General features: G+C 71.9%; 16 protein-coding genes. 9 read left to right on the forward strand and 7 right to left on the reverse strand.

Annotation, left to right across the window (positions count from 1 at the left end):
* The first annotated feature begins 55 nt into the window (after positions 1–55).
* From AC2XR2_RS15855 to AC2XR2_RS15865, 3 genes are all read left to right on the forward strand, one after another.
* On the forward strand, positions 56–2,257 hold the full coding sequence (locus AC2XR2_RS15855; RefSeq protein ID WP_491515379.1) for a mannosyltransferase YkcB-related protein: 2,202 nt from the start codon (positions 56–58) through the stop codon (positions 2,255–2,257).
* Positions 2,258–2,438: 181 nt separating this feature from the next.
* Positions 2,439–3,869, forward strand: coding sequence for an FG-GAP-like repeat-containing protein (locus AC2XR2_RS15860; protein WP_491515380.1), 1,431 nt, complete (start codon positions 2,439–2,441; stop codon positions 3,867–3,869).
* Between the two features lie 189 nt (positions 3,870–4,058).
* The gene (locus AC2XR2_RS15865; protein ID WP_123760880.1) at positions 4,059–4,865 is read left to right on the forward strand and encodes an endonuclease I family protein; all 807 of its coding nucleotides are present in this window, start codon (positions 4,059–4,061) and stop codon (positions 4,863–4,865) included.
* A gap of 19 nt (positions 4,866–4,884) precedes the next feature.
* On the opposite strand, the gene AC2XR2_RS15870 is transcribed toward AC2XR2_RS15865, so the two are convergent.
* Genes AC2XR2_RS15870 through AC2XR2_RS15880 form a run of 3 tightly spaced genes read right to left on the reverse strand, consistent with a single transcriptional unit; the run spans position 4,885 to position 9,012 of the window.
* On the reverse strand, positions 4,885–6,567 hold the full coding sequence (locus tag AC2XR2_RS15870; protein WP_491515381.1) for a thiamine pyrophosphate-binding protein: 1,683 nt from the start codon (positions 6,565–6,567) through the stop codon (positions 4,885–4,887).
* Positions 6,564–7,532 carry an agmatinase gene (gene speB / locus AC2XR2_RS15875; protein WP_491515382.1) on the reverse strand — a complete coding sequence of 323 codons (969 nt, stop codon included), beginning with the start codon at positions 7,530–7,532 and terminating at the stop codon, positions 6,564–6,566. Before speB ends, AC2XR2_RS15870 begins: the two co-directional genes overlap by 4 nt.
* A gap of 34 nt (positions 7,533–7,566) precedes the next feature.
* Positions 7,567–9,012 carry a sodium:solute symporter family protein gene (locus tag AC2XR2_RS15880; protein WP_449351196.1) on the reverse strand — a complete coding sequence of 482 codons (1,446 nt, stop codon included), beginning with the start codon at positions 9,010–9,012 and terminating at the stop codon, positions 7,567–7,569.
* A gap of 121 nt (positions 9,013–9,133) precedes the next feature.
* On the opposite strand from AC2XR2_RS15880, the gene AC2XR2_RS15885 reads away from it, so the two are divergent.
* Both AC2XR2_RS15885 and AC2XR2_RS15890 read left to right on the forward strand, forming a co-directional pair.
* Entirely contained in the window at positions 9,134–10,591 is a 1,458-nt protein-coding gene (locus tag AC2XR2_RS15885; protein ID WP_491515383.1) for a helix-turn-helix domain-containing protein, read from the forward strand.
* 70 nt (positions 10,592–10,661) lie between these two features.
* Positions 10,662–11,450: a phosphatase gene (locus AC2XR2_RS15890; protein WP_330266761.1), complete on the forward strand. Its 789-nt coding sequence runs from the start codon at positions 10,662–10,664 to the stop codon at positions 11,448–11,450.
* Positions 11,451–11,456: 6 nt separating this feature from the next.
* Here the strand turns inward: AC2XR2_RS15890 and AC2XR2_RS15895 are convergent, their stop codons facing one another.
* The 4 genes from AC2XR2_RS15895 to AC2XR2_RS15910 form a co-directional block, all read right to left on the reverse strand.
* On the reverse strand, positions 11,457–11,918 hold the full coding sequence (locus AC2XR2_RS15895) for a hypothetical protein (protein WP_491515384.1): 462 nt from the start codon (positions 11,916–11,918) through the stop codon (positions 11,457–11,459).
* A gap of 225 nt (positions 11,919–12,143) precedes the next feature.
* Positions 12,144–13,010, reverse strand: a complete 867-nt coding sequence (locus tag AC2XR2_RS15900; protein ID WP_330266759.1) for an acyl-CoA thioesterase — start codon at positions 13,008–13,010, stop codon at positions 12,144–12,146.
* Positions 13,011–13,044: 34 nt separating this feature from the next.
* Positions 13,045–14,202 (reverse strand): acyl-CoA dehydrogenase family protein, encoded by a 1,158-nt coding sequence (locus tag AC2XR2_RS15905; protein WP_381298918.1) that lies wholly within the window; start codon positions 14,200–14,202, stop codon positions 13,045–13,047.
* Positions 14,203–14,308: 106 nt separating this feature from the next.
* Positions 14,309–14,902 carry an SACE_7040 family transcriptional regulator gene (locus tag AC2XR2_RS15910; RefSeq protein ID WP_062027275.1) on the reverse strand — a complete coding sequence of 198 codons (594 nt, stop codon included), beginning with the start codon at positions 14,900–14,902 and terminating at the stop codon, positions 14,309–14,311.
* Between the two features lie 97 nt (positions 14,903–14,999).
* On the opposite strand from AC2XR2_RS15910, the gene AC2XR2_RS15915 reads away from it, so the two are divergent.
* The 4 genes from AC2XR2_RS15915 to AC2XR2_RS15930 are packed head-to-tail and all read left to right on the forward strand — an operon-like array spanning position 15,000 to position 20,627.
* The gene (locus AC2XR2_RS15915; RefSeq protein ID WP_491515385.1) at positions 15,000–16,616 is read left to right on the forward strand and encodes a carboxyl transferase domain-containing protein; all 1,617 of its coding nucleotides are present in this window, start codon (positions 15,000–15,002) and stop codon (positions 16,614–16,616) included.
* A 6-nt stretch (positions 16,617–16,622) separates the two neighbouring features.
* Positions 16,623–18,542 carry an acetyl/propionyl/methylcrotonyl-CoA carboxylase subunit alpha gene (locus AC2XR2_RS15920; protein ID WP_491515386.1) on the forward strand — a complete coding sequence of 640 codons (1,920 nt, stop codon included), beginning with the start codon at positions 16,623–16,625 and terminating at the stop codon, positions 18,540–18,542.
* Complete coding sequence (locus tag AC2XR2_RS15925) at positions 18,539–19,459, forward strand: hydroxymethylglutaryl-CoA lyase (protein ID WP_449351189.1); 921 nt, start codon at positions 18,539–18,541, stop codon at positions 19,457–19,459. The genes AC2XR2_RS15920 and AC2XR2_RS15925 overlap by 4 nt, the downstream gene beginning before the upstream one ends.
* A gap of 7 nt (positions 19,460–19,466) precedes the next feature.
* Positions 19,467–20,627, forward strand: a complete 1,161-nt coding sequence (locus tag AC2XR2_RS15930) for an acyl-CoA dehydrogenase family protein (RefSeq protein WP_381298837.1) — start codon at positions 19,467–19,469, stop codon at positions 20,625–20,627.
* Positions 20,628–20,739 lie beyond the last annotated feature (112 nt).

Below are 20,739 nucleotides of genomic sequence, written 5' to 3' on the forward strand. Positions count from 1 at the left end.
GATGGCGCCAGGTACGTCACAGCTCCCGCCCAAGCCGTCTCCGCACGATGCCGGGGTGACATCTGCCACCGATCCCCACCCCCGCCCTGCGCCCGTGTCCGCCGACTGGGCGCCGCCGGCCCCGCCCGCCCCGGCGCCCCCGGACAGGGCCCCGCGCTGGTCGCTGCCCGCGCTGCTCGCGATCCTGGCCCTGGCCGGCGTCCTGTACGGCTGGAACCTGAGCGGCAGCAGCCTCAACAGCTTCTACAGCGCCGCGGTCTACAGCGGTACGCAGAGCTGGAAGGCCTGGTTCTTCGGGTCGCTGGACGCGGGTAACTTCCTCACCGTCGACAAGCCGCCGTTCGCACTGATGATCATGGGCCTGTCCTGCCGGGTTTTCGGCTTCGGCACCTGGCAGATGATGGCGCCCGAGATCGCGGCCGCCCTCGGCACGATCTGGATCCTGCACAGCTCCGTGAAGCGGGCCTTCGGACATGTGGCGGCGACCATCGCCGCGCTCGTCCTCGCGCTCACCCCGATCACCGTCGCGATCAACCGGGACAACAACCCCGACACGATCCTGGTGTTGCTGATGGTCGGCGGCGCGGCCCTCGCCCTGCGCGCGGTCCGCACCGACCGGCTGCTCCCGCTGATCGGCTCCGCCGTCCTGTTCGGCCTCGCCTTCAACACCAAGATGCTCCAGGGCTACATCGCCCTGCCGGCCGTCTTCGCGGTGTACGTGTACGCCTCGAAGCTCGGCTGGAAGAAGAAGGTCGTCAACCTGGGCCTCGCCGCGGTGGCGTTGGCGGTCTCCAGCTTCTGGTGGGCGACGGCGGTCTCACTCGTACCGGCCGACGACCGCCCCTACATCGGCGGTTCGACCGACGGCTCCGCCTGGAACCTGATCATGGGCTACAACGGCCTGGGCCGCGTCCTCGGCGGCGAGGGCAACGGCGGGGGCGGAGGCGGTGGTGGCGGCACCTTCGCCGGCACCGCGGGCATCGGCCGGATGTTCAACGAGGTCCTCGGCGGCCAGATCTCCTGGCTGATCCCCTTCGCCTTCCTCGCGCTCGTCGCGGGCCTGGTGCGGTGCGGCCGCGCCCCGCGCACCGACCTGACCCGGGCCGCGCTCGTCCTGTGGGGCGGCTGGCTGGTGCTGCACTACCTGACCTTCGCGATGGCCGAGGGCACCATGCACCCGTACTACACGACCGCGCTCGCCCCCGGCATCGCGGCGCTGTGCGGTGGCGGCGGGGTGCTGCTGTGGCGCGCCTTCCGCAGCGGTGACGCCCGCTGGTCCTGGGTCCTGCCGGCCGGTCTCGCGGTCACCGGCGTCTGGGCGATCGTGCTGCTGCGCCGGGCGACCGACTGGAACACCTGGCTGTGGCCGGTCGTCGCTGTCCTGACGGTCCTGGCGATCGCGGGCCTGTTGGTCTTCCGTACGGCGGCCTCGGGGACGAAGGCGCGGCTGCTGGCCGTGTCCGTCATCGCGGCGATCGTGGCGGCCCTCGCCGGTCCGACGGCGTACGCGGCCTCACCGGCCTTCTCCACCGCCACGGGCGGTATGGGCGGCACCAACCCGACGGCGGGGCCGTCGACGGGTGGCGGCATGGGTGGTCCCGGCGGCGGTGGCGGCCGGGGCGGCTTCGGCGGCAACGGCGGCGGGCCGGGCGGTACGCAGCAGGGCGGCCGGGCGGGCGGGGAGTTCCCCGACGGCGGTGGCGGCACCGGCCGGATGCAGCCCGGTGGGGGCAGCGGTGAGCTGCCGCAGGGCGGCAACGGCTTCCCCGGCGGCGAACTGCCGGGCGGCCAGAACGGCGGTACGGAGAACGGCGGTACGGCTCCCGGCGGCACCGGCAACGCGGCGGCCCGCCTCGGCGGCGGTGGCGGCATGGGCGGCAGTGTCGACAGCGCGCTGGTCTCGTACCTGGAGAAGCACCAGGACGGCGCCAAGTGGCTGCTCGCGGTGTCCAACTCGCAGAGCGCGGGCCAGCTGATCCTCAGCACCCACAAGCCGGTCATCTCCATGTGGGGCTTCACCGGCACCGACCAGGCCATGACCCTGGCCAGGCTCAAGGAGCTGGTGAAGAAGGGCGAGTTGCACTACATCCAGCTGGGCGGCGGTGGCATGGGCGGCAACAGCAGCCTCAGCCAGGAGATCACCAGCTGGGTGCAGAAGAACGGCACGGCGGTGAAGGAGAGCGACTACAGCACGAGCAGTTCCTCTTCGAGCACCACCTCGACGGTCTACCGCCTGGACCCCTCCGACGTCGGCTGACCACCACGCGGGCGGTCACGCTCGACGGTGTCCCGCGCCCCTTTCGGAAAGGGGCGCGGGACATCGTCGTACAGCCGACCGGCACCGGTGAAGAACATCAGCCCTCCCTACAACCCTTCGACTCCACCGGAAGTCTCTTGATCGCCGACTGCCCCTGCCAGCCGTCCAGGAGACACCCCCCTTGCGCAGCAACCCCACTACCCTGTCCACCGCCCTGGCCGCCCTCCTCGTGGCGGGCCTCACCCCGCTCGTCCTGTCCGCCCCGGCGTCCGCGGCCACCGCCAAGTACCACGACGACTTCAACGGCGACGGCTACCGCGACCTGGTGACAGCCGCCCCCTCCGCGACCGTGGGCGGGCAGACGGGTGCCGGGGCCGTGGTCGTCGCCTACGGCTCGAAGTCCGGCATCAGCGCGACCCGCCGCACGGTCGTCACCCAGAACACCAGCGGCATCCCCGGTACCGCGGAGCGTGGCGACCGCTTCGGCGCCGCGCTCGCCTCCGGCGACCTGAACAACGACGGATACGCCGACCTCGTGGTCTCGGCGCCCGGCGAGGACCTCGGCTCCGACGCGGACGGCGGTACCGTGATCATTGTCTGGGGCAGCCCCTCGGGCCTGTCCGGCGGCCGTACCGCGGCCGACCCCGCCCCAACGGCCCACGACCGGTTCGGCCAGTCCCTCGCCGTCGGCGACTTCAGCGGCGACGGCAAGCCCGACCTCACCGTGGGCAGCACGGGCGCGGACCTCTGGGTCAGCAAGGGCGGCTTCACCAAGACGTCCGGCGCCGCGTCGAAGTACAAGGTCACGGCGCCGATCCGGGCGGGCCGCGGCGCCACGTCCCTGGCCTCCGGCGACCTGAACGGGGACGGCACCGACGACCTCGTCGTCAGCGGCGCCTACCTCGACGACCGAACGGCGTACTACGCCACGATGGTGTTCCAGGGCTCTGCCTCGGGCCTCGCCCACCGGACCGTACTGGCGGAGGACAGCGAGACCGCGGCCGTCGGCGACCTCAACGGCGACGGCTACGACGACGTGCTCACCGGAGAGTACGAAGGCGCCGGCAACCTCGGCGGCTCCGTCAGCACCCACCTCGGTGGCGCCACGGGCGTCGACCCCGAGCCGGGCCTGACGATCGACCAGGACACATCGGGCGTCCCCGGCGCGGACGAGACGAACGACGGCTTCGGCTGGGCCCTCTCCCTCGGTGACGTGAACGGCGACGGGTACGCCGACGCGGCCGTGTCGGCGCACTACGAGAAGATCGGCTCGGCAGACCTCACCGGCGCCGTCACGCTGCTGCGCGGCTCGTCCTCCGGACTGACCCCCTCGGGCGCCCGGTCCTTCAGCCAGGACACCGACGGCGTGCCCGGCGGGAACGAGACGAACGACCACTTCGGTGCGGCGGTGCACCTCGCCGACCTCAACGGCGACGGTCACGCGGACCTGTCCGTGAGCGCCGACGGTGAGAACGGCGGGGACGGCGCCGTGTGGCACCTGCGCGGCGCCGCCACCGGCCTGACCACGACGAGCGCGGTCACCTTCGGCCCGTCGTCCCTGGGCGTATCGACATCCGGCTCCCCGCGACTGGGCGCGGTCCTGCTCCCCTGAGACTTCGCCGGTATTCCCCCGGAGCCCGCGGGCTCCGGGGGCCGTTTCGTGTACAACTCGCGTAGACACGGCCCGATTTGCCGTTTCGCGACACTCAATGGACACGCGCCATCCATTTACAGCGCCGCATGCACATGTCACGCTCCCATCTGCCGCCTCCATTCAACCCGCGTAGATGGGACCCCCTTTATGCTGGCGACACACCTCCGCAGCTGGAAGTCGGTGGCGCTCACCACCGCCGCCGTGCTGGTCGGGCTCGCCGCCCCGGTCGTGACCACGACCCCGGCCGCCGCCACGACGACCGCGTACGACTCGACGTACTACAAGAACGCGATCGGCAAGACGGGGACGAGCCTCAAGTCGTCCCTGCACACGATCGTCAGCGCCAACGTCACGAAGATCTCGTACTCCGCGGTCTGGGACGCCCTCAAGGTCACCGACCAGGACCCGAACAACAGCAACAACGTGATCCTGCTGTACAGCGGTGTCTCGCGCGCCAAGTCCCTCAACGGCGGCGACGTCGGCGACTGGAACCGCGAGCACGTGTGGGCCAAGTCCCACGGCGACTTCGGCGAGGTCACCGGCCCCGGCACCGACCTGCACCACCTGCGCCCGGCCGACGTCCAGGTCAACAGCATCCGCGGCAACCTGGACTTCGACAACGGCGGCAGCGCGGTCACCAACGGCGGCGGCTCCACCGTCGACTCGGACTCCTTCGCGCCGCGCGCCGCGGACCGGGGTGACGTGGCCCGCATGATCCTCTACATGGCCGTGCGCTACGACGGCGGCGACGGCTTCGCCGACCTGGAGCCCAACGAGAAGGTGGGCAACGGCTCCAACCCCTACATGGGCAAGCTCTCCGTCCTCAAGGCCTGGAACGAGGCGGACCCGCCCAGCGCCTTCGAGGAGAAGCGCAACCAGGTCATCTACGACACCTACCAGCACAACCGCAACCCGTTCATCGACCACCCGGAGTGGGTCGAGGCGATCTGGTAGGAGCGCGGCCCCGCCCCGGTCACAGGTGCGTCGGTGCGAACATCCGCAGTACCGCCGGAAGGACGACCACCGACGGCCCGGGTGAGGCCAACGCCTTCGACAGGTCGTCCGCGAGGGCCGAAGGGGTCGTACGCACCCCGGGGACGCCGAAGGACTCGGCCAGTGCCACGTAGTCGGGGCGGGACAGCTCCGTCGCCGTGGCCTGGCCGAAGGCGTCGGTCATGTACTCGCGCAGGATGCCGTAGCCGCCGTCGTCGACGATCAGCCAGGTGACGTTCAGGTCGTACTGGCGGGCCGTCGCCAGTTCGGCGATGGAGTACAGGGCGCCGCCGTCTCCCGAGACCGCCAGGACCGGGCGGGACGGGTCGGCCACCGCCGCGCCCAGCGCCGCCGGGAAGCCGTAGCCCAGACCTCCGGCGCCCTGCGCGGAGTGCAGGAGGTTGGGGCCCTTGGCGTCGAACGCCGACCAGGCCCAGTACGCGAGGATCGTCATGTCCCAGAAGGACGGGGACGAGGCGGGCAGGGCCCGGCGGACCGAGGCCAACAGCTCCTGTTCCAGGGTGAGTTCCTGGGCGGCGAGGCGCTCGGAGACGCGCGCCAGGACCTCACGCACCCGCCCCGGAGCCTCTTCGTCCTGCCTCGGCGACACCGTCTCCAGCAGCGCCTGCAACGCGAGGCGCGCGTCCGCGTGGATGCCCAGCGCCGGGTGGTTGGACTCCAGTTTCCCGAGGTCCGCCTCGATCTGGATGACCCGCCCTCGCGGCTTGAACGTGTGGTAGTTGGACGACAGTTCGCCCAACCCCGAGCCCACCACCAGGAGTACGTCCGCGTCCTCCAGGAAGTCCGTGGTGTGCCGGTCCTCGATCCAGGACTGGAGCGAGAGCGGGTGCGTCCAGGGGAAGGCCCCCTTGCCGCCGGGGGTGGTGACCACGGGCGCCCGCACCACCTCGGCCAGCTGCCGCAGCTTCCCCGAAGCGTCCGACCGTACGACTCCCCCGCCCGCGATGATCGCCGGGCGCTCCGCGCGGGACAGCAAGTCGGCCGCCACCGCCGTGAGTTCGGGGCGCGGGGGCAGCTCCTCCGGGAAGGCGTCGCCGCCCGTCACCACCGGGATCAGGGTGGGCGCCAGCAGCACGTCCTGCGGGATCTCCACCCACACCGGGCCGTGCGGGGCGGTGAGCGCCGACTTCCAGGCCGCCTCGATCGCGGAGGGGATCTGGGACTGGGTGCGGACGGTGTGGACCGACTTGACCACGCCCCGGAACGAGGCCGACTGGTCCGGGAGTTCGTGGAGGTAGCCGTGGCGGCCGCCGCCCAGTCCGGCGGTCGGGATCTGGCTGCTGATCGCCAGGACGGGGGCCGAGGCGGCCGCCGCCTCCTGGAGCGCGGCCAGGGACGTCAGCGCGCCCGGCCCCGTCGACAGGAGCAGCGGGGCCGCCTCCCCCGTGATCCGGCCGTACGCGTCCGCCGCGAAGCCCGCGTTGTTCTCCACCCGCAGTCCGATGTAGCGCAGGTCGGAGCGGCGCAGCGCGTCGAACATGCCGAGCGCGTGCTGGCCGGGCAGGCCGAAGACGGTCGTCGCGCCCAGCCCGGCCAGGGTCTCCACGACCAGGTCTCCGCCGTTGCGGCCGGGCGGCGGGTTCAGGGCCGCCGAGATCTGCGCCTCGGTCGGGCGGAGCACCAGGTCGTGGTCGTGAGTCACTGCGCGCGGGCCTCTGCAATCTGGCGGGACATGATCGTGGTCAGTTCGTAGGCGGTGTGGGAGGCCGCCACCGAGGTGATCTCCGCGTGGTCGTACGCGGGGGCCACCTCGACGACGTCCGCCGACACCAGGTTGCACGATGCCAGACCGCGCAGGATCTCCAGCAGCTCGCGGGAGGTCATGCCGCCCGCCTCGGGGGTGCCGGTGCCGGGGGCGTGGGCCGGGTCGAGGCAGTCGATGTCGATGGAGATGTAGAGGGGGCGGTCGCCGATGCGCTGCCGGAGCTGGTCGGCGACCTCGGCGGCGCCCCTGCGGTACACGTCCGCGGACGTGACGATGCCGAAGCCCATCTTCTCGTCGTCGGTGAGGTCCTGCTTGCCGTAGAGCGGGCCGCGGATGCCCACGTGGGAGAGGGCGGAGGTGTCCAGGATCCCCTCCTCCACCGCCCGCCGGAACGGCGTCCCGTGGGTGTACTCGGCGCCGAAGTACGTGTCCCAGGTGTCGAGGTGGGCGTCGAAGTGCAGCAGGGCGACCGGGCCGTGCTTCCTCGCGACGGACCTGAGCAGCGGGAGCGCGATGGTGTGGTCGCCGCCGAGGGTCATCAGGCGGGCGCCGGTGCCGAGCAGGTCGTCCGCCGCCGCCTCGACGGTCTCGACGGCCTCGTTGATGTTGAAGGGGTTGACCGCGATGTCCCCGCCGTCCGCCACTTGGGCCAGTGCGAACGGGGACGCGTCCTGCGCCGGGTTGTACGGCCTGAGCAGCCGGGACGCCTCGCGGATCGCGTTGCCGCCGAAGCGGGCGCCCGGCCGGTAGGAGACGCCCGAGTCGAACGGCACCCCGACCACGGCGACGTCGGCCCGGCCGACCTCGTCGAGGCGCGGCAGCCGGGCGAAGGTCGCGGGCCCGGCGTAGCGCGGGATGCGGGAGGAGTCGACGGGGCCGCGGGGGGTCTCGGGGGAGCTCATGGTCGTATGCCTTCCTTGTGTCTCTGCGTTCGGTCTACCGGGGTGCCGGAACCGGCTCGGGGACCTCGCGCCCGGCGAGTCGTTCCCGCCAGGCCGCGAGGACCGCGGTGTCGGTCGCCGGGGTCGCCAGGGATACGGCGACGTAGACGACCAGGGAGGCCAGCAGGCCGTAGTACACGGGCTCGTTGGCGAGGATGCCGTAGCCCGCCATCAGGCCGATCACGGCGAGGCCGCCGACGGCCACGGAGGCGAGGGCGCCCTGGGCGGTGCCGCGCTTCCACAGCAGGCCGCCGAGGATGGGGACGAGGAGGCCGCCGACCAGCAGGTTGTACGCCACCGTCAGCGCCTCGACGACGTTGTTGAGGGCGATCGCCGTGCAGATCACGGCCACGCCCATGACGAGGATGAAGGCGCGGTTGCCGCGGACCTCGTCGTGGTCCCCCTCGGCCGTCCTGCCCCGCAGCCTGGACCAGATGTCGTTGTTGGCGACGGTCGCGCAGGCGATCAGCGCGCCGGAGGACGTCGACATGACGGCGGCGAGCGCGGCGGCCAGCACCAGGCCCCTTACGCCGACCGGGAGTTCGTCCTTGACGATGGTCGCGAAGGCGTCGTCGGCGTTGGCGAGGTTCGGGTAGAGGACCTTGGCGGCGGTGCCGATGACGGCGCCGGCGAGGGCGTACGCGAGGCAGTAGGTGCCGGCGACCGTGCCGCCCCACTTGGCGGTGGTGTCGCTGCGGGCGGTGAAGACGCGCTGCCAGATGTCCTGACCGATGAGCATGCCGAAGGTGTAGATCAGCACGTAGGTGAAGATCGTCTCGCCGCCGATGCCCAGCGGGTCGAAGTACTCGGTGGGCAGCTTCGCCTTCATCTCGCTGAAGCCGCCCGCCTTGACGACGGCGATGGGCAGCAGGAGCAGCAGGACACCGATGGTCTTCACCACGAACTGGACCATGTCCGTGAGGGTGATGGACCACATGCCGCCGAGGGTGGAGTAGGCGACGACGATCGAGCCGCCGAGGACGATCGCGACGGTCCGGTTCATGTCGAAGAGGACGTCGAAGATCGTGGCGTAGGCGATCGTCGAGGTGACCGCGAGCATGAGGGTGTACGCCCACATGACGACGCCGGAGATGACCCCGGCCCGGCCGCCGTACCGCAGGTCCAGCATCTCGGAGACGGTGTAGACCTTGAGGCGGGCGATGCGGGCGGAGAAGAAGACGGAGAGGGCGAGCAGGCCGAGGCCGATGGTGAAGACCATCCAGGCGCCGGAGAGGCCGTACTGGTAGCCGAGGCCGACCCCGCCGATGGTGGAGGCGCCGCCGAGGACGATCGCCGCCATGGTGCCGGAGTACATCGCCGGGCCGAGGCGGCGCCCGGCGACCAGGAACTCGCTCTTGGACCTGGCGCGGCGCATGCCCCACCAGCCCATGGCCAGCATCCCGGCCAGGTAGACGACGATGACGGTGTAGTCGACGGCCATGTGGGCCTCCTTCTGCCGTTGGGCGCCCTGCCGGTCTGCGTCGACAGTAGGTGGCCGGAAAGCGACTGCGAAGTGTACGTTTCATCCATTCGAGCCGTAATGGATGGAGGGAACGTCCACCATGCCGGACCCGGCCGTCCCACCCACCCCACCGGTCCCGCTGGCCGCGCTGCTGGCCCGCGAGGACCTGGCGCTGCGGCAGATCGCGGGGCCCTCGGATCCGGCCACCGTGATCCACTGGGCGCACACCTCGGAGATGGCGGACCCGTACCCGTATCTGCTGGGCGGTGAGCTGCTGCTGACAGCCGGGGTGCACATCCCGGAGGCGGCGGGCTCGGGGACCTACTTCGACGACTACGTCTCCCGGATCGTCGCGGCGGGCGGCGCGGCCCTCGGTTTCGGCCTGGCGCCGGTCCACGACACCGTCCCGCGCGCGCTGGTCGCCGCCTGCGACGCGTACGAGCTGCCCCTTCTGGAGGTCCCGCCCCGGACCACCTTCTCCGGCGTGGCCCGCGCGGTCTGGCAGCTGATGGCCCAGGCCCGGCACGCCGAACTCCGCCGCGTGACGGAGGCCCAGCAGAGCCTGGCCGCGGCCGCGTCCCGCCCGGACCCGGTGCCGTCCGTGCTGCGGCAGCTGGCGGGGCGGGTGGGCGGCCGGGCGGTGCTGTTCGGGCCGGACGGGGCGGAGGTCGCGGCGGCGGGGCGACGGGCCGAGCCTGCCGCCCGGGCGGCGCTGGCCGAGCTCGCGCAGGTCGTACGCCCCTCGGGTCCCGGTACGCCGAACTCCGCCACCCATGTCACCGCCGGTACCCATCTCGCCGCCTACGCCCTCGGTGCCGGGCACGGCTTCGTGCTCGGGGTCGTCGCGGCTCACCGGGACCCCGGGGACCACACCATCGCCTCCGTCGCCGCCGTGCTGCTGTCGTTGCTCACCGGTGAGCATCAGAGCGGGTCGGGGGCGGCGCGGTCGTCCGCCCTGGTGCGGGTGCTGCTGGGGGCGCCGGCCGAGGACGTGGCCCCGCTCCTCGGTGGCGGCGAGTGGGTCGTCGTGCACGCCCGGCCCGACCTGGCCGCCCCCGACCCCGTCGCCGCCTCCGCCCTCGGTGCGGCGCTCGGCTCGCCGCTCGTCGACGTGGCGCGGGACGTCGTACGCGTCCTGCTGCCCGCGGAGCGGGAACCGGGCCCGCAGCCGGGGTGGACGCTCGGGGTCAGTGCGGTCGCCGGGCCGGCGGAGTGGGCCCGCGCCGACGTCCAGGCGGGCCGGGCGCTGGCCCGCGCCCGGGCCACCCGGGCCGAGCTGGTCCGCTACGGGGCCCGCCCGGCGCTCGCCGACCTGGTGCCGGAGCCGGACGCCGAGGCGCATGCCCGGGCGCTCCTGACACCGCTGAACCCGGCCCTCACCGAGACCCTGCGCGCCTGGCTGTCCCTGCACGGCAGCTGGGACCGTACGGCGGTCGCGCTGGACGTGCACCGCAACACCGTGCGGCAGCGGATCGCGAAGTGCGCGGCGCTGCTGGAGGCGGACCTGGACGACCCGGACGTACGGATGGAGCTGTGGTTCGCGCTGCGGCGGCCATGATCGCGTGACCCGTGTCCCAGCGTGCGGGATGCGCGGCGGTCCCGTGAAGACGTGCATCAGAATGGGAGGCATGCCGATACCCGGGACACCCAGCCGCGCCGAGCTCGTCGACCACCTTGTGAAGACCCGTATCGCGGGCGAGGTCGCCACCCCGCGGGAGAACAACCTCTCGCACTACCGCCAGCTGGCGAACGGCAACCGCCACTACTGGCTCGGTCTGGAGCTCGGCGACCGCTGGAGCGACGAGCAGGACGTGCTCGCGGTGATGGCGGAGCGGGTGGGTGTCAACGACGACCCGGAGTACCGGTACGGGCAGGACACCATCGACCCCGAGCTGACCGTGGGCGGCCTGGAGCGGATGGCGGCCCGGCTGCGCAAGGCGGCGGACGGGCAGCAGCGGGTGCTGTTCGCGACCGGCCACCCCGGCGGGCTCCTGGAGGTCCACCACGCCACCGCCGCCGCGCTGCGATCGGCCGGCTGCGAGATCGTGGTCATCCCGGACGGGCTCCAGACGGACGAGGGGTACGTCATGCAGTTCGCGGACGTGGCGGTCCTGGAGCACGGCGCCACGCTGTGGCACACCCACTCCGGCGACCCGATGAAGGCCATCCTGACGGCCCTGGAGCGCGAGGGCCGGCCGCTGCCGGACCTGGTCGTCGCCGACCACGGCTGGGCGGGCTACGCCGCTCAGCACGGCGTGGACTCGGTGGGCTACGCCGACTCCAACGACCCGGCGCTCTTCGTGGGCGAGGCGGAGGGCACGGTCCAGGTGACGGTCCCGCTCGACGACCACGTGGTGAGCCCGCGCTACTACGACCCGATGACGGCGTACCTGCTCGCCGAGGCGGGCCTGGCCTAGAACCGCTCAGGTCAGGGTCGTCCTGGGCGCGTCCGCCGCGCCGCCCGGCAACGTGACGACTCCGGCGATCTCCTGCGTGACCCGGACCCGCCCCTTCAGGAACGCGAGCCGGTTCAGCAGGGAGTACCCGTCGACCAGCACCGTCTCGTGGCCCGCGTAGCTCTCCAGGTTGACCACGGCCGCCTCGACGTGGGCGATCTCACCGACCAGCATCGGGATGCCGGAGCGGCCCAACGCGTCCGCGGCGCCCGCGCGTTCGTACAGCACGGGCACCAGCGCCGAACCGCTGCCATTGGTGATCGTCGACTCGGAACTGTCGCTCAACTCGCGCAGCCGCGCCCGGGCATGGCGGGTGACGCGCTCGATCGTCCGCAGTTCGTCCATGGTGATCTCGAACGCCAGTGGGGGCAGGGCGGCGGCGGAGTCGGACGCGGCGGCGCACTGGGCACGCCTGCTGAAGATCGACACGGAGCGGAGCCTCCTCACGGGCGGACCAACACGAGCAAACGCCCCGACGGTCAGGGTCGGGGCGAGGAACTCTGTGTCAGCGCGGGCCAGCTGGTGTGGGGAGGTCGCATATGACCCATCTGACAGCTCTACAGCGCTTTCCATAGTAGAGCCGTAATGGATCAGTGAAGCCCCTTTCGGACTAACGAATGAATGACGGCCAGGGAGCGGCCGCGCGGGCGTCCCTCAGCGGGGTGCGCGGACCACGCCCTCCTGGATCACCGAGATCGCCAGCCGGCCGTCCTGGGTGTAGATGCGTGCCTGGCCCAGGCCCCGGCCGCCGGAGGCCGACGGGGACTCCTGGTCGTACAGCAGCCATTCGTCGGCGCGGAAGGGGCGGTGGAACCACATCGCGTGGTCGAGCGAGGCCCCGACGACGTCACCGGTGGCCCAGCCGCCTCGGCCGTGCGCGAGGAGCACCGAGTCGAGGAGCGTCATGTCGGAGACGTAGGTGGCGAGGACGACGTGCAGGAGCGGGTCGTCGGCCAGCTTGCCGTTGGTGCGGAACCAGACCTGCGAGTGCGGTTCGCGCGGTTCGCCGAACTTCCCGTACGGCGGCTCCTCGACATAGCGCAGGTCGATGGCCTCGCGGGCCTCCAGGAACCGCTCCACGACCGCCGGGGCCAGGTGGTCGTAGCCGCGCAGCCGCTCCTGCGAGGTGGGGAGCGTCGCCGGGTCGGGGGCGGCCGGCATCGCGGCCTGGTGCTCGAAGCCCTCCTCGTACCGCTGGAAGGAGGCGGAGAGGGCGAAGATCGGCTGGCCGTGCTGGACCGCGAGCACGCGGCGCGCGGTGAAGGAACGGCCGTCGTTCATCCGGTCGACGGTGTAGACGATCGGTGCGCCCGGGTCGCCGGGGCGCAGGAAGTACGCGTGCAGGGAGTGGGCGAGCCGGTCCTCGGGGACCGTCCGCCCGGCGGCGACCAGCGCCTGCGCCGCGACCTGCCCGCCGAAGACGCGGGGGACGACGGCGGGGCGGGAGGCGCCGCGGAAGATGTTCTCCTCGATCTGCTCGAGGTCGAGCAGATCGAGGAGATCCTGAAGTGCCTGGCTCATGGAGCTGTTGTACCGGCCGGTGGTTCCGCGCGGCTTACAGGCCCATGTCCTTCGCGATGATCGTCTTCATGATCTCGTTGGTGCCGCCGTAGATGCGGTTGACGCGGTTGTCCGCGTACAGGCGGGCGATCGGGTACTCGTTCATGAAGCCGTAGCCGCCGTGCAGCTGGAGGCAGCGGTCGATGACGCGGTGGGCGACCTCGGTGGCGAAGAGCTTGGCGCTGGCGGCCTCGGCGGGGGTGAGCTCCCCGGCGTCGAGGGCCTCCAGGGCGCGGTCCACGACGGCCTCGGCCGCGTCGACCTCGGCCTGGCAGGCGGCCAGCTCGAACTTGGTGTTCTGGAAGGACGCGACCGGCTTGCCGAAGACGGTGCGCTCCTGGACGTACTGCTTGGCGAACCGGACGGCGGCCTTGGCCTGCGCGTAGGCGCCGTAGGCGATGCCCCAGCGCTCGGAGGCGAGGTTGTGGCCGAGGTAGTAGAAGCCCTTGTTCTCCTCGCCGAGGAGGTCCTCGACGGGGACCTTGACGTCGACGAACGCGAGCTCGGCGGTGTCGGAGGTCTTCAGGCCGAGCTTGTCGAGCTTGCGGCCGACGGAGTAGCCCTCGGACTTGGTGTCCACGGCGAACAGGGAGATGCCGAAGCGGCGGTCCTCGGCGGAGGACGGGGAGGTGCGGGCGGCCACGATCACGCGATCGGCGTGCACGCCACCGGTGATGAAGGTCTTGGCGCCGTTGAGGACGTAGTGCGTGCCGTCCTCGGAGAGCTTGGCGGTGGTCTTCATGCCCGCGAGGTCGGAGCCGGTGCCCGGCTCGGTCATCGCGAGGGCCCACATCTCCTCGGCGGAGACGAACTTCGGCAGGAAGCGCTTCTTCTGCTCGTCGGTGGCGAGCATCTTGAGGTACGGCAGGCCCAGCAGGACGTGGACGCCGGAGCCGCCGAACTGCACACCGGCGCGCGCGGTCTCCTCGTACATCACGGCCTCGAACTTGTACGAGTCGATGCCGGCGCCGCCGTACTCCTCGTCCACGCGGATACCGAAGATGCCGAGCTCGGCGAGCTTGTAGTAGAAGTCGCGCGGCGCCTGGCCGGCCGCGAACCACTCGTCGTAGACGGGCACGACCTCGGCCTCGATGAAGGCGCGCAGGGTCTCCCGGAACGCCTCGTGGTCCTCGTTGAACACCGTACGGCGCACCGCCGCCACCTCCACCTGACTCAAAGGGTCCATGTCTAAGCGCTTGCTCAGATCAACCGTACCGGCGAGTACGAAGGGGCGTCCAGAGGTGATCCCGTAACGCTCGTCACGCCCCGGCGGCCGCGAAGGCGCCCCGCGCCATCCGGTGCAGCAGGGCGGCCGTCGCCGCGCGGCCCGGCAGGGAACCCGGGCGGCCCAGGTGCGGGGTGGAGTTCAGGAGGCCGAAGACGGAGTGCACGGCCGAGCGGGCCGCGGGCTCCAGGAGGCCGGGGTAGACCTCGCGCAGGACCTCCACCCACAGCTCGACGTACTGCCGCTGGAGCTGACGGACCAGCTTGCGGTCGCTGTCGCGCAGGCGGTCCAGCTCGCGGTCGTGCAGGGTGATCAGGGGGCGGTCGTCGAGGGCGAAGTCGATGTGGCCCTCGATCAGGGAGTCGAGCAGCGCCTCAGGGTCGCCGCCGTCCGACTCGGCGACCCGCCGCTTGCCGCCGGTCAGGAGCTGGCCACTGATGCCCACCAGCAGCTCCGCCAGCATCGCGTCCTTGCCCGCGAAGTGCCGGTAGAGCCCGGGGCCGCTGATCCCGACCGCCGCGCCTATCTCGTCCACGCCCACGCCGTGGAACCCGCGCTCGGCGAAGAGCCGCGCGGCCTCCTTGAGGATCTGCTCGCGGCGGGTGGGGGCGTCGGTTCTCGTGGCCATGGGAGCAATTCTAGACAGGGAGGTTAGCGGTCGTTAACCTGAAGGCAATGGTTAACGCTCATTAACAGGCGATCACTGAGTGAGGGGACCGCGGGACATGGATCAGGCACCCGAGCTGACGAGCGCGGCAGACCCCGCGTCGGCGGCCTGGAAGGCCAACGAGGAGGCCCACCGGGCCCTCGTGGACGAGCTGCGGGCCAAGCTCGCCGCGGCCAGGCTGGGCGGCGGGGAGAAGGCGCGGGAGCGGCACACCGCGCGCGGGAAGCTGTTGCCGAGGGACCGGGTCGACACCCTGCTCGACCCCGGCTCGCCCTTCCTGGAGCTGGCCCCGCTCGCCGCCGACGGGCTGTACGACGGACAGGCCCCGGCCGCCGGCGTCATCGCCGGGATCGCGCGGGTGAGCGGGCGCGAGTGCGTGGTCGTCGCCAACGACGCCACCGTCAAGGGCGGCACGTACTACCCGATGACGGTCAAGAAGCACCTGCGCGCGCAGGAGGTCGCCCTCGACAACCGCCTGCCCTGCATCTACCTGGTGGACTCCGGCGGCGCCTTCCTGCCCATGCAGGACGAGGTCTTCCCGGACCGCGAGCACTTCGGGCGGATCTTCTTCAACCAGGCCCGGATGTCGGGCGCGGGCATCCCGCAGATCGCCGCCGTCCTCGGGTCGTGCACGGCGGGTGGGGCGTACGTCCCCGCCATGAGCGACGAGGCCGTCATCGTCCGCAACCAGGGCACGATCTTCCTGGGCGGTCCCCCGCTGGTGAAGGCCGCCACCGGAGAGGTCGTCACCGCGGAGGAGCTCGGCGGCGGCGAGGTGCACTCCCGGATCTCCGGCGTCACCGACCACCTCGCCGAGGACGACGCGCACGCCCTGCGGATCGTGCGGAACATCGCCGCCACGCTGCCCGCGCGCGGGCCGCTGCCCTGGTCCGTCGAGCCCGCGGTGGAGCCCAAGGTGGACCCCTACGGCCTCTACGGCGCGGTGCCGGTGGACTCCCGCACCCCCTACGACGTCCGCGAGATCATCGCGCGCATCACCGACGGCTCCCGGTTCGCCGAGTTCAAGGCCGAGTTCGGGCAGACCCTGGTCACCGGCTTCGCCCGGATCCAGGGCCACCCGGTCGGGATCATCGGCAACAACGGCATCCTGTTCGCCGAATCCGCCCAGAAGGGCGCCCACTTCATCGAGCTGTGCGACCAGCGCGGCATCCCGCTGCTGTTCCTCCAGAACATCTCGGGCTTCATGGTCGGCAAGGACTACGAGGCGGGCGGCATCGCCAAGCACGGCGCCAAGATGGTCACCGCGGTGGCGTGCACGCGCGTGCCCAAGCTGACGGTGGTCGTGGGCGGTTCCTACGGCGCCGGGAACTACTCCATGTGCGGCCGGGCCTACTCCCCCCGCTTCCTGTGGATGTGGCCCAACGCCAAGATCTCGGTCATGGGCGGCGAGCAGGCCGCCTCCGTCCTCGCGACCGTCAAGCGGGACCAGCTGGAGGCCCGCGGGGAGACCTGGGCCGCCGAGGACGAAGAGACCTTCAAGGACCCGATCCGCGCCCAGTACGAGCGCCAGGGCAACGCCTACTACGCCACCGCCCGCCTCTGGGACGACGGGGTCATCGACCCGCTCGACACCCGTCAGGTGCTCGGCCTGGCCCTGACCGCATGCGCCAACGCGCCGCTGGGCGACCCCCAGTTCGGCGTCTTCCGGATGTGAGGACCCATGTTTGACACAGTGCTTGTCGCCAACCGGGGCGAGATCGCGGTCCGCGTCATCCGCACCCTCCGGGCGCTGGGCGTGCGCTCGGTCGCCGTCTTCTCCGACGCGGACGCCGACGCCCGGCACGTCCGCGAGGCCGACACCGCCGTACGGCTCGGACCGGCGCCGGCCGCGGAGAGCTATCTGTCCGTCGAGCGCCTCCTGGAGGCGGCCGCCCGCACCGGCGCCCAGGCCGTCCACCCCGGCTACGGCTTCCTCGCCGAGAACGCGGCCTTCGCGCGCGCGTGCGCCGACGCCGGGCTGGTCTTCATCGGGCCCCCGGCCGACGCGATCGCCCTGATGGGCGACAAGATCCGCGCCAAGGAGACCGTCCAGGCGGCCGGAGTGCCGGTCGTGCCCGGCGGCCGTGACCCCGAACTCGCCGAGGCCGCGCGCGCGTTGGGCGCGCCGGTGCTGCTGAAGCCCAGCGCGGGCGGCGGCGGCAAGGGCATGCGCCTGGTCCGGGACCTCACCGTCCTGGAGGAGGAGATCGCCGCCGCCCGCCGCGAGGCCCGTGCCTCCTTCGGTGACGACACGCTGCTCGTGGAGCGCTGGGTGGACCGGCCCCGGCACATCGAGATCCAGGTGCTGGCGGACGGCCACGGCAATGTCCTGCACCTGGGCGAGCGCGAGTGCTCGCTCCAGCGGCGGCACCAGAAGGTCGTCGAGGAGGCGCCCAGCGTCCTGCTGGACGGGGCCACGCGCGCGTCCATGGGCGAGGCGGCGGTGGAGGCGGCCCGCTCCTGCGGCTACCGGGGCGCGGGCACGGTCGAGTTCATCGTGCCGGGCGACGACCCGTCGTCGTACTACTTCATGGAGATGAACACCCGCCTCCAGGTGGAGCACCCCGTCACCGAGCTGGTCACCGGCCTGGACCTGGTGGAGTGGCAGCTGAGGGTCGCGGCGGGCGAGCGGCTGCCGTACGGGCAGGAGGACGTCCGGCTGACCGGGCACGCGATCGAGGCCCGCGTCTGCGCCGAGGACCCCGCACGCGGCTTCCTCCCCTCCGGCGGCACGGTGCTGAAGCTGCGCGAGCCCCAGGGCGACGGCGTCCGCACCGACTCCGGGCTCAGCGAGGGCACCGAGGTCGGCAGCCTGTACGACCCGATGCTGTCCAAGGTCATCGCGTACGGCCCCGACCGCGCGACCGCGCTCAGGAAGCTGAGGGCGGCCCTCGCGGAGACGGTCACGCTGGGCGTGCAGACCAACGCGGGGTTCCTGCGCCGGCTGCTGGCCCATCCGGACGTGGTGAAGGGCGAGTTGGACACCGGGCTCGTGGAGCGGGTGGTGGACGACCTGGTCGCCACCGACGTACCGGAGGAGGTGTACGAGGCGGCGGCGGCCGTACGCCTCGACGGGCTGCGGCCCCGGAAAGACGGCTGGACCGACCCGTTCTCGGTGCCGAGCGGCTGGCGGATGGGGGGCACGGGGTTCACCAAGGCCGTCGGCTTCCCCCTGCGGGTGCAGGACCCCGTGGAGTACGTCCCGCGCGGCACCCACACCGTCACCGACGACCGGGTCACCGTCACCCTCGACGGCGTCCGGCACACCTTCCACCGCGCCGCCGACTGGATCGGCCGCGACGGCGACGCCTGGCACGTGCGGGACCACGACCCGGTGGCCGCCTCCCTCACCCGGGCCGCCCACGCCGGTGCCGACTCGCTCACCGCGCCCATGCCCGGCACGGTGACCGTGGTGAAGGTCGCGGTCGGGGACGAGGTGGCCGCGGGGCAGAGCCTGCTCGTCGTCGAGGCGATGAAGATGGAGCACGTCATCTCCGCCCCGCACGCCGGCACGGTCGCCGAACTGGACGTCACGCCGGGCACGACGGTCGCGATGGACCAGGTGCTGGCCGTGATCGCCCCGGTGGAGGAGGAGAAATGACGCTCCCCATGGTCCTGCCCGAAGCGGGCCTGCCCGCCCGGGTCCGCATCCACGAGGTCGGCGCCCGTGACGGCCTCCAGAACGAGAAGTCGACCGTGCCGACGGAGGTGAAGGCGGAGTTCGTGCGCCGCCTCGCCGGGGCCGGGCTGACGACCATCGAGGCGACGAGCTTCGTCCACCCCAAGTGGGTGCCCCAACTCGCCGACGCCGAGCAGCTGTTCCCGCAGATCAGCGACCTGCCGGTGGACCTGCCGGTGCTCGTCCCGAACGAACGCGGCCTGGACCGGGCCCTCGCGCTGGGCGCGACCCGCGTGGCCGTCTTCGCCAGCGCCACCGAGTCCTTCGCCAAGGCCAACCTCAACCGCACGGTCGACGAGGCGCTCACGATGTTCGAGCCGGTCGTCGCACGGGCGAAGGCGGAGGGCGTGCACGTCCGCGGCTACCTCTCCATGTGCTTCGGCGACCCCTGGGAGGGCGCGGTCCCGGTCCCCCAGGTCGTGCGCGTGTGCCGCGCGTTGCTCGACATGGGCTGCGACGAGCTGAGCCTCGGCGACACCATCGGGGTCGCGACCCCGGGCCACGTAAGGGCGTTGCTGACCGAACTCGACGTGCCCGTCGAGAAGGTGGGCGTGCACTTCCACGACACCTACGGCCAGGCCCTCGCCAACACCTACGCCGCCCTCCGGCACGGCGTCACCACCGTGGACGCCTCCGCGGGCGGCCTCGGCGGCTGCCCCTACGCCAAGTCCGCCACCGGCAACCTCGCCACCGAGGACCTGGTGTGGATGCTCCAGGGCCTCGGCATCGACACCGGTGTCGACCTCGGCCGTCTCGTCGCCACCAGCGCCTGGATGGCCGAACACCTGGGCCGACCCAGCCCGTCCCGCACCGTCCGCGCCCTCTCCCACCAGGAGTGACCCACCCATGGACCACCGCCTCTCCCCCGAGCTGGAAGAACTCCGCCGTACGGTCGAGGAGTTCGCCCATGACGTAGTGGCGCCGAAGATCGGCGAGTACTACGAGCACCACGAGTTCCCCTACGAGATCGTCCGCGAGATGGGCCGCATGGGCCTGTTCGGGCTGCCGTTCCCCGAGGAGTACGGCGGGATGGGCGGCGACTACCTGGCGCTCGGCCTCGCGCTGGAGGAGCTCGCGCGCGTGGACTCGTCGGTGGCGATCACCCTGGAGGCCGGCGTCTCCCTGGGCGCCATGCCCCTGCACCTGTTCGGCACCGAGGAGCAGAAGCGCGAGTGGCTGCCGAGGCTGTGCTCGGGCGAGATCCTGGGCGCCTTCGGCCTCACGGAACCGGACGGCGGCAGCGACGCGGGAGCGACCCGTACGACGGCCCGCCTGGACCCCGACACCGACGAGTGGGTCATCAACGGCACGAAGTGCTTCATCACCAACTCCGGCACCGACATCACGGGGTTGGTGACCGTCACCGCGGTCACCGGCCGCAAGCCCGACGGCAAGCCGCTGATCTCCTCGATCATCGTCCCGTCCGGGACGCCGGGCTTCAGCGTCGCGGCGCCGTACTCGAAGGTCGGCTGGAACGCCTCCGACACCCGTGAGCTGTCCTTCTCCGACGTCCGGGTCCCGGCGGCGAACCTGCTGGGCGAACAGGGCCGTGGCTACGCCCAGTTCCTGCGGATCCTCGACGAGGGCCGCATCGCCATCGCGGCGCTCGCCACCGGGCTCGCGCAGGGCTGTGTGGACGAGTCCGTGAAGTACGCGAAGGAGCGGGAGGCGTTCGGGAGGCCCATCGGCGCCAACCAGGCGATCCAGTTCAAGATCGCCGACATGGAGATGAAGGCCCACACCGCCCGGCTCGCCTGGCGGGACGCGGCCTCGCGGCTGGTCTCCGGTGAACCCTTCAAGAAGGAGGCGGCCCTCGCCAAGCTGTACTCGTCCACGATCGCCGTGGACAACGCCCGGGACGCCACCCAGATCCACGGCGGCTACGGCTTCATGAACGAGTACCCGGTGGCCCGGATGTGGCGCGACTCCAAGATCCTGGAGATCGGCGAGGGCACGAGCGAGGTCCAACGGATGCTGATCGCAAGGGAGTTGGGCCTGGCAGGTTAGGCCGCGGCCCACAGGGCACCCACAGCTGGAGCGGGACGGAGCCCCGCCCTCTGGACATTCGGTGAGGTTAGGCTAACCTACGTTCGAACTTGTCCGGCGGGCGCTTCGCCCC

The sequence above is a fragment of the Streptomyces sp. LS-MS-L19 genome (genome assembly GCF_058382285.1).

Coding starts and splice junctions, on each gene's coding strand:
- AC2XR2_RS15865 (WP_123760880.1), top strand. CDS start 4,059: ATGCTGGCGACACACCTCCGCAGCTGGAAGTCGGTGGCGCTCACCACC.
- speB (WP_491515382.1), bottom strand. CDS start 7,532: ATGAGCTCCCCCGAGACCCCCCGCGGCCCCGTCGACTCCTCCCGCATC.
- AC2XR2_RS15880 (WP_449351196.1), bottom strand. CDS start 9,012: ATGGCCGTCGACTACACCGTCATCGTCGTCTACCTGGCCGGGATGCTG.
- AC2XR2_RS15885 (WP_491515383.1), top strand. CDS start 9,134: ATGCCGGACCCGGCCGTCCCACCCACCCCACCGGTCCCGCTGGCCGCG.
- AC2XR2_RS15890 (WP_330266761.1), top strand. CDS start 10,662: ATGCCGATACCCGGGACACCCAGCCGCGCCGAGCTCGTCGACCACCTT.
- AC2XR2_RS15900 (WP_330266759.1), bottom strand. CDS start 13,010: ATGAGCCAGGCACTTCAGGATCTCCTCGATCTGCTCGACCTCGAGCAG.
- AC2XR2_RS15910 (WP_062027275.1), bottom strand. CDS start 14,902: ATGGCCACGAGAACCGACGCCCCCACCCGCCGCGAGCAGATCCTCAAG.
- AC2XR2_RS15915 (WP_491515385.1), top strand. CDS start 15,000: ATGGATCAGGCACCCGAGCTGACGAGCGCGGCAGACCCCGCGTCGGCG.
- AC2XR2_RS15920 (WP_491515386.1), top strand. CDS start 16,623: ATGTTTGACACAGTGCTTGTCGCCAACCGGGGCGAGATCGCGGTCCGC.
- AC2XR2_RS15925 (WP_449351189.1), top strand. CDS start 18,539: ATGACGCTCCCCATGGTCCTGCCCGAAGCGGGCCTGCCCGCCCGGGTC.
- AC2XR2_RS15930 (WP_381298837.1), top strand. CDS start 19,467: ATGGACCACCGCCTCTCCCCCGAGCTGGAAGAACTCCGCCGTACGGTC.